Origin of the sequence: Psychrobacter glacincola (assembly GCF_965118485.1) — a bacterium.
Lineage (GTDB): Bacteria > Pseudomonadota > Gammaproteobacteria > Pseudomonadales > Moraxellaceae > Psychrobacter > Psychrobacter glacincola_D.
The window spans coordinates 1-7793 of sequence record NZ_CBCPJH010000061.1 but is presented as its reverse complement, the minus strand read 5'-3'; the positions used below and the strand labels follow the sequence as shown (position 1 = coordinate 7793).

Below are 7793 nucleotides of genomic sequence, written 5' to 3'. Positions count from 1 at the left end.
ATCCAATACGAGCGCCTCTGATAATAGGCGTTCTACGCAAACTGAGCACGCAGCAATTTCGTCAGAAGTCACTGAGCCACATGATCAAAATGCACCTATGATGACAACATCCGTAAGCAATCCAGACCTACTTAAAAAGGTTTCGGCAACGGTTTATAAAGATATCAATTGTGATTGCTGTGAGGGGTGGATTGATCATGCACAAAGTAATGGATTGAGTGCAACCGCTGAGCACCCAAAAGATTTAGCGTCATTTAAAGACCAGGCTGGTGTGCCAAATGAGATGCGCTCTTGCCATACTGTCGTTACCACTGATGACTATGTTTTTGAAGGTCACGTACCAGCGAAATATATGGCAAAGTTCTTAGAGAATCCGCCTGTACGAGCAATGGGTCTTGCTGTACCGGGTATGCCTGTCGGTAGCCCAGGTATGGAGTATCAAAATAAGTTTGAACCGTACCAGATTATGCAAATAAATAAAGACGGCACGACTGAAGTTTATGCTGATATTGGCTCTGTAGAACAGCAAATTTAAGCTATTTCCAGCTAAGAATATATTAATAACTACACCATCACGTCATTATCGTTTTTCACTAACTCAGTCTTGATTTTACTATCATCACTGAGTTTTTTTAAGCTTGCTATTGGAGCATATTTGATTCTTCCACACTCAATCAATCGACCACTTAATCAATCGACATAGCCACTACTGATATGACTAGTTATGACAGGTGTTATCGGCAAGAGAATTCAATATCCCACAAGACTTAGCCGAGGCCTCGCTTACACATTTCTGGCGTAAAGTGATTAAATGTTTTTTTAACTGCATTAATTCATTCATTCGTATCTCCACGGTACGAATATGCTCATCTAACAAGCTATTCACATTGCCACACTCCTTATCGGGTTCATCCCAATACTTTAGTAAGATTCGCACTTCATCCAAGGTCATATCAAGCGTACGGCAATGCAAGATAAATTGTAGCCGCTCCATGTGCGACTCATTATACAAGCGATAGTTACCAGAGCTACGAGACGGCTCTGGTAATAATTGCTCTTTTTCGTAATAGCGGATGGTTTCTACTGTGGCACCAGTGCGTTTGGCAAGCTCACCTATTTTGATTGGCATAATGGCCTCTTTAGTTTAGAACTTCAAAGTATTGATAGATTTCGGTATTGAAGAAATAAAATCTATTGTAGGGTATATAGTCTATTGACTATAAAGCCACTAGAGGGTTCATAATAGCATCATTCAATGGAGAATTTCTTATGCAATATCATATCAAAGGGATGGACTGTGCCAGCTGCGTCGGCAAAATCGAAACGGCGCTAGCCCGTATGCCTGATGTTTCTGACATTCGGTTAAACTTCGCTACAGAGAAGTTAGAGCTAACGCTAGCTCCTGATGGGGCTACCCAATTTAGTGATATCGAAAAAACCATTAAGCGTCTTGGTTTTGGTATATCTGCCACTACAAATGAGTCAAACGCAGCAAATAGTAGCAATCAATCCGCTACAGAACAGCAGCGTTGGTGGCAAACTCGCAAAGGCAAGCAAGTCGTTGGTCTCGGTATTTTGATGGGCGTTGCCTATGCGCTGTCGTTACTTTTTCCTGATTATGGCATGTGGGCATTCGCTGTTGCAGTAATCGTGGGTGTTTTTCCCTTTGCTCGCAAAGCCGTAGCCTTAACAATGACAGGTACTCCTTTTTCGATTGAAATGCTGATGTCTGTGGCGGCAATTGGTGCGCTTATTATTGGTGAGCCTGAGGAGGCCGCAGCGGTAGTTTTCTTGTTCTCAGTCGGTGAGCTATTAGAAGGTGTCGCTGCTGATCGGGCGCGGGCCGGCATTAGAGCTTTGGCCTCATTGGTTCCAAAAACTGCAATTTTACTCGATGCACAAGGCGGACAGCGTAGCGTTCCTGCGGCATCATTACAGGTTGATGATTTGGTACTGGTACGCCCTGGTGATAAGGTATCTGCCGATGGCGTTATTACTCAAGGTGATTCTAGCCTTGATGATTCGCCCGTCACTGGCGAGTCTATTCCCGTTGGCAAAACGGTAGGCGACAAGGTATTTGCAGGCTCCATCAATTTGGAGGGAGCGCTGCAAATCCGTGTAGAAAAAACAGCTGCCGATAATACGATTGCGCGCATTATTGAGCTAGTAGAACAAGCCCAAGCCTCCAAAGCTCCCACTGCTCGTTTTATCGAAAAATTTAGTCGCTACTACACTCCAGCAGTGATAGCTATTGCCGCACTGGTTATTGTTGTTCCGCCCTTGGCTTTAGGTGGAGAATGGGCGACTTGGTTATATCGTGGTTTGGCATTGTTGCTGATTGCTTGCCCGTGCGCACTGGTGCTATCAACCCCAGCCGCTATCGCCTCTGGTCTAGCAGTTGGCGCGCGTCGCGGCTTGCTTATCAAAGGTGGTAGCGCTCTTGAAATCATTGGTCGCGTCAATACCGTGGCTTTTGACAAAACGGGTACTTTAACTGAAGGCAAGCCCCGCGTCACTGATATTACTGCCTTCACAAAAGGTGCAAGCTCTCAAGGTGAGAACGAGATATTGGCGCTGTTTGCCAGTGTCGAGTCCGCCTCTAGCCATCCGCTTGCAAAAGCCATTATTGATTATGCAAACGACGCTGATATTATTATTCCAGTAGCCAGCAATGCTTATGCAACTGCTGGTAAAGCGGTGCATGCGACGGTAGCTGGGCGTGCTCTAGCTATCGGATCGCCTGTATATGCTGCTAATGAAACCTCGATAACCTCTAAACAAAATACCCATATTGAAGCACTACAAAATGAGGGAAAAACCGTTTCGGTGCTGTTCGATGAACAAAGTAGTGAAGTACTTGGGTTGATAGCGCTACGAGACGAGTTGCGAGATGATGCTGTCGAGGGTGTGGCGCAGCTTAAAGCGATGGGCATACGCTCCGTTATGCTCACGGGCGACAACCGCCTAACTGCTCAAGCGCTTGCTAGTCATTTAGACGTGGAATGGGAAGCTGAGCTATTGCCAGAAGATAAACTGCGCTTGCTCAATGAGATGAAGGACAGTAATAAAGTAGCAATGATTGGTGATGGTATTAACGATGCGCCAGCGCTAGCAACGGCAGATGTCGGCATCGCTATGGGTGGCGGTACAGATGTAGCCATTGAAACGGCCGATGTCGCTTTATTGAAAAGTCGCGTGACCGATGTCGCTCATTTGATTGCTCTATCGCGCGCAACTTTATCCAATATTCATCAAAACGTGATCTTTGCGCTTGGTCTAAAGGCAGTATTTCTGATTACTACGGTGTTAGGTATTACTGGCTTATGGATCGCGGTATTGGCTGACACCGGCGCAACCGTGCTGGTTACGCTTAATGCTTTGCGTTTACTGCGTTTTAAAGGCGCTCATTCACTTAAAGTCCCCTCTAGATACTGACCTCTGCTGTCAAATCCATAGACATAAACTTGGGAGATTTTAGTTTAGGCATTTTTAAAGGCTGATCACATTTTGGTCACCATCGTTAATTTTGAGTAAATTGAAAGAGCCTAAGTAGTGATGATTACAGAGTGTTACGAGTAAAAATTTTCCGCTACAGCCCATATTTTACGGACAAAAAAGCCTTAGTCGTTAGACCGGGGCTTTCTAAATATTTGGTAGGCATAAGCAGACTCGAACTGCTAACAACCTCTACCATGTCAAGGTAGGTCGACCAAATATCGTAATATGACGTTATCTTATATGTATTGATTCTATTAGCTTATAGCTATTTTATAATTAAAAAAAGGCAACGTCAATGAGTATAAGATAAAGTTTAGCACGTATTTGGGCACTATGATTTTATAGTCTTTTTACCTCTACTCTAGTGTCGATTAAGCTAAAAATAATACATTTTTTATAAACAATATCTTTCTTCTGTCTTATTCTTCAAGTTAGTTTCTTCTTGTTCCAACCCCTAAGCATTGTCTTTATATTATTATCTCTGCATAATATAAGGAGATTAATCTTTTAATCTCTGCATATAACTGAGAAAAATATGAAGCATATTACCTACATTCATGAATATCCAGACTGGACTGATTGGCAATGGTCAGATAAAAAACTGCTGCCATTGGTCAGTCGTGTGCGGATATTACAAGGGCGTTTGCTTGGAAAGTTGCTAACGCTAGGGTTCGATCTTAACGTTGAGGCACAGTTAGATGCCGTCACGTTGGAGATCGTCAAAACATCAGAGATTGAGGGTGAGTCATTAAATAATGAGCAAGTGCGTTCCTCAGTTGCACGGCATTTAGGTGTAGATAATGACAGTATGCTTGCAACCACTCGTGAGATTGATGCGGTGGTGGAGATGATGCTAAGCACAGCCTATCACTACAAGCGACCATTATTGTTGGATGATTTACTGGGATGGCATAGGGCTTTATTCCCAGATGGGTATAGTGGGTTGTATCGTATCAAAGCGGGTAGTATCCGTGATGACAGTCAAGGACCTATGCAAGTGGTTTCTGGCGGTTATGGTCGAGAGCAAGTTCATTTCGTTGCTCCTAGTGCGGATAGACTAGCAGATGAGCTCGACAAGTTTTTATTATGGTTTAACACGTCACCAAATGAGCAGGAGAATATGGATTTGGTTATCAAGGCAGGCATTGCTCATTTATGGTTTGTCACTTTACATCCCTTTGATGATGGCAATGGGCGATTAACCCGTGCCATTACTGAGAGAGCACTGGCACAAAGCGATAATAGTAGCCAACGATTTTATAGTATGTCAGCGCAGATTCTTAAACAGCGCAATGACTACTATAAGATACTGGAGCGAACGCAAAAAGGTGATACTGACATCACTGAGTGGTTGGTTTGGTTTCTACAAACGCTAGAACAAGCACTTATTGTTGCTCAAACGACCACAGATAAAATTATTCATAAAGCGAGTTTTTGGCAGATGCATCGACAGCATGCTTTGAACACCAGACAAGCAGCTATGCTGAATGCTTTACTGACTGACTTTTATGGAAAGTTGACTACCAAGAAATGGGCAGTGATGACTAAGTGTTCTATAGACACTGCACTAAGAGATATCAATTATTTGATAGAGAAGGGGATGTTGAAGAAATCTCAGGCTTCGGGGCGTAGTACGAGTTATGAGTTGGCTTTATGATGAAGACCGTGTGGTTCTATGATGCGTAAAGCAATAGATGAGTTAGTTTAGCAGTCTGTTTTAAGTGGTCTATTAATAGGTTTGAAGGGTGAAATAGCTGATTCCCTTAGAGTATAGATCGCTAAGACAGGTTTGGTTTAATTTTTATCGTCATGCTGCGTAATCAAAATCTCCCAAGTTTAGTTATACGTATTTGATAGGAGGGGTCAGACAGTGTATTTCGCTTTTTACACGAAGCCAGCTTTCCGAATATAAACATTAACTAAGGACTTTTTGCTAAAAAAATTATGGTAAATGCTGTATTTACATCAAAGATCGATTTCTGGTTAGCGTTTTTAATATTAGGTTCTAGGGTGTGTCATCGATTAGCAGAGATATTTCAGAATAAGCTATACTTAAATCGTATTTAGGAGATCGGACACTATGAAAAGACGACATGCCCTGCGTGATGACCAATGGGAGAGAATTAAAGATCTCCTGCCAGGTCAACCAGGTGACGTTGGTGTTACTGCAAAGGATAACCGCTTGTTCATAGAAGCAGTTCTTTATCGCTATAAGACCGGCATCCCTTGGCGAGACCTACCAGAACGCTTTGGCGACTTTAGAGTGATTCATACTCGTTTTAGTCGCTGGTCAAAAAAAGACGTATGGGAGCAGGTTTTTAATCAGCTGTCCGAACAATCAGATGATGAATATGCCATGCTAGATGCCACGATTGTTAAAGCCCATCAGCACAGTGCTGGAAAAAAAGGGATCAAGCCATTGGACGCAGCAAAGGTGGACTGACCACTAAAATACATACTCGTACAGATGCGCTAGGCAATCCTACTGGCTTTTATCTAACAGGTGGCGCAGCTCATGGCTTATGTGGCTCAGATGAACTGCTTGATGTCAGTATTAGCCAAACGTGGCTTGCCGATAGAGCTTACAATGCTGATGCCCGCGTTATTGAACCGATTAAAGCGGTACAAGGCCATGCAGTCATACCGTCCAAGTGTCACCGACTGCAGCCAATAGACTTGGATAAAGAACTTTATAAAGCAGGGCACCTGATCGAGAACTTCTTTGCCAAGATTAAACAGTACCGCGCGATTGCTACTCGCTATGATAAGTTAGCCAGTCATTTCCTCAGTGCGATTCATCTGGTTTCTTGTGTCATTTGGCTTAATTGATGACACGCCCTAGCTTATTACTCATTTTAGTACCTGTATGGGAATGGGTTTACAACGATAGTTCTATTAGAAGAATACTGTTTATTAGTCTTTTTACCATGCCAGGAGCAATATTGCTCTTGTTGATATTTTTTAATATAAAGTACAGTTTGTCAGAGGACAGACTGTTCGTGAAGAATGATTTTTCTACTCAGAGCATCCCATTGAAAGACATTACACATATCGCTCCTACCAACAGTATGTTATCGGCTCCAGCACTGTCCTTAGAAAGGATTGAGATAAGATATGAAGGGGGGAGTATAGTGATATCACCAAAAGACAAAGATGGGTTCTATCGTGCGATACAAGAACGTGTTCCTGCATTAGAGACCGATGGTGATGATGGCTTGATAAGGAATTAGCTAATAGTTCGATGCGTTTAAAAAGCATCGAACAGCAGTGTTAGATATAACCTTGATAAAAAAATGAGCAGCATAGGTGAGGGTTTACTATTTATAACAGGCCGCTATACATGGTATGCAATTCAATGGCACTTAGCTTTTCGCGTAGTGCGCTCATTTGCAATTCGCAGTCCTTGTAATACTCTACTTTATGTTTCTCTGTTTCCTCTAAGCTTTTTTGATAAGTAAAATCATCCCATAGGGTTAGACAGTTTGTAATCAACTTGAGATCATTTAGTGATAGATTTTCATACTTACCCAAATCATTTGTCTTGATTTTTGAACGTAATTCACTTTAGTTTAGGTTGTATTTTTTTAGGTATACTCTATTTAACACGTTTATAAGACTAAACCACCCTAAGATTGTCGGAAGCTCAACATTTTGAGAGAATACAACAATACACCTTACTTTTTAGAATTTAAAAATCTAGGAAGATAAAAAACTTTACTCGCACCGTGGAGCTCTAACTCGTGAAAATCATTACTGAAACCAAAATTTCTGCGCCGATCGATGTCGTTTGGCACGCTTTCAATGATCCGAATGATATCCTACAATGGGACTCTTGCGGCGAATGGCATACGATCACGGCATCGAACGACTTGAAGGTTGGTGGCTTTTTAGAACTGCGCATCGAGTCTAAAGTTGGTAAGTCAGGTTTCGATTTTGCTGCTATCTACACGCAAGTAGAAACAAACCGTCTGCTCGAATGGCGGCAGATGGATGATGACCGCCTTATTCGCGTGGATTTTTCCGAAAACGGCACTGGCACTATCGTCCGACAGACGTTTAACGCTGATCCGACGATCCCCAGCAACGAGGAGTGGGCAGATTGGCAAGGTGTGCTAGACAATTTTGGAAGGTATGTAGCCGCAAAGCGTACTTAGGAGGTTTTAATCAGAAAGCTTAATAAGAATCATCCATTCTGTCGAATTCATAATCATTAAATCCGTATCTAACACTAATAGTTTGATGCCTGTATAGCGCTACAAACACGACTAAACTGATATAAAGAGATTAAATTAATT

6 protein-coding genes and 1 pseudogene are annotated in these 7793 nt (G+C 42.4%); 6 read left to right on the top strand and 1 reads right to left on the bottom strand.

Annotated elements, in window-relative coordinates; translation table 11 throughout:
• A partial coding sequence (locus ACMHKH_RS14210) for a DUF411 domain-containing protein (RefSeq protein ID WP_413521282.1) occupies positions 1-535 on the top strand: 535 nt, incomplete at its 5' end.
• 183 nt (positions 536-718) lie between these two features.
• On the opposite strand, the gene cadR is transcribed toward ACMHKH_RS14210, so the two are convergent.
• A complete protein-coding gene (gene cadR / locus ACMHKH_RS14205) occupies positions 719-1129 on the bottom strand; it encodes a Cd(II)/Pb(II)-responsive transcriptional regulator (RefSeq protein WP_413521281.1) in 411 nt (136 codons plus the stop codon).
• Positions 1130-1269: 140 nt separating this feature from the next.
• On the opposite strand from cadR, the gene ACMHKH_RS14200 reads away from it, so the two are divergent.
• The 5 genes and pseudogenes from ACMHKH_RS14200 (at position 1270) to ACMHKH_RS14180 (ending at position 7652) form a co-directional block, all read left to right on the top strand.
• A complete protein-coding gene (locus tag ACMHKH_RS14200) occupies positions 1270-3435 on the top strand; it encodes a heavy metal translocating P-type ATPase (protein WP_413521280.1) in 2166 nt (721 codons plus the stop codon).
• 598 nt (positions 3436-4033) lie between these two features.
• Positions 4034-5155, top strand: coding sequence for a Fic family protein (locus ACMHKH_RS14195; protein WP_413521279.1), 1122 nt, complete (start codon positions 4034-4036; stop codon positions 5153-5155).
• Between the two features lie 423 nt (positions 5156-5578).
• Positions 5579-6327, top strand: a pseudogene (locus ACMHKH_RS14190) (IS5 family transposase).
• Positions 6327-6728: a PH domain-containing protein gene (locus tag ACMHKH_RS14185; protein WP_413521278.1), complete on the top strand. Its 402-nt coding sequence runs from the start codon at positions 6327-6329 to the stop codon at positions 6726-6728. The pseudogene ACMHKH_RS14190 and the gene ACMHKH_RS14185 overlap by 1 nt, the downstream one beginning before the upstream one ends.
• Before the next feature lie 510 nt (positions 6729-7238).
• On the top strand, positions 7239-7652 hold the full coding sequence (locus ACMHKH_RS14180; protein ID WP_413521277.1) for an SRPBCC domain-containing protein: 414 nt from the start codon (positions 7239-7241) through the stop codon (positions 7650-7652).
• Positions 7653-7793: the final 141 nt, after the last annotated feature.